Origin of the sequence: Secundilactobacillus silagincola (assembly GCF_002583405.1) — a bacterium.
GTDB lineage: Bacteria > Bacillota > Bacilli > Lactobacillales > Lactobacillaceae > Secundilactobacillus > Secundilactobacillus silagincola.
Map to the genome: position 1 here is coordinate 1 of NZ_BCMJ01000022.1, position 911 is coordinate 911.

Here is a 911-nt window from a genome sequence, read left to right on the forward strand (position 1 = left end):
TTGCCAATTTTTTTAGGACATGCTAGGCTAAAATTTAGTTATGCTGGTGTGTTGTGGCAACAGTATAATCATAGGTTTGATTCGTTAGAACCAAATGGTGAATTGTGGATATTAGACGATCCATTGCACCGATTGTGATCTTTTTCGTCCCCTTAGACGAGAGAGATCTTTTTCTTTTCTGATACCAATCATTAATGTGACTTGGATGATTATGAGTTGCTGAGGATGCCATGTTACCAATAGCTTTAAACAGTATCTTACGTGCTAGGTGATTGCCACGCTTAGTGATAAAACCGTTACTTTTATAGTTACCAGAATCGTTGAATCGCAAATCAATCCCAATGAAAGCATTAAGTTTGTTAGCGGTTTTGAATCTGCGAATATCACCTAGTTCGCCAATTAGGGATACCGATGTGGTTTCTGCGAAACCAGGGATGCTCATTAGTATCCGGTATTCAGGTAACGGTTCGCAAAGCTTAACCATGCGATCAATAATTTCTCGTTTCTCATGATGGAGGCTCATTAATTGAGTAGCTAATTTGTGGATTACTTCAACTTCGTAGCTGTTTGTCGAAACTGTGGCTGCTGTTAGATGCGCCAATTTAAACAGCTTAATTGCCAAGTCGTTAGCTCGCTTAGCTGACATATTGCGCTTGGTTGAGCTTAAGATAGTTGTCGCCAGTACTTCAACTTTATGTTGTAGAACCAAATCTGCGTGTGGAAATTGGGCGACTAATGCCCAATATTGATCACCGTCGGTGGTCGATAGAAGTCCTTCCAACTCGGGGAAGGTCATTTGTAAGGCTTTATGCAAGCGGTTTTTACCGCGTACTAAGTCATCATTTACTTGCTGATAATGACGACTCATAATTTGAAGTTCTTGATATACTGGTGCTTCAACATATGTCCTT

The 911-nt window shown here is 40.2% G+C and carries 1 protein-coding gene; it reads right to left on the reverse strand.

All coding sequences use genetic code 11. The features are described from left to right. Nucleotides 1-34: 34 nt before the first annotated feature. Nucleotides 35-911, reverse strand: an 877-nt coding sequence (locus tag CES82_RS12000; RefSeq protein WP_225364910.1) for a transposase, incomplete at its 5' end; no start/stop codon positions are given.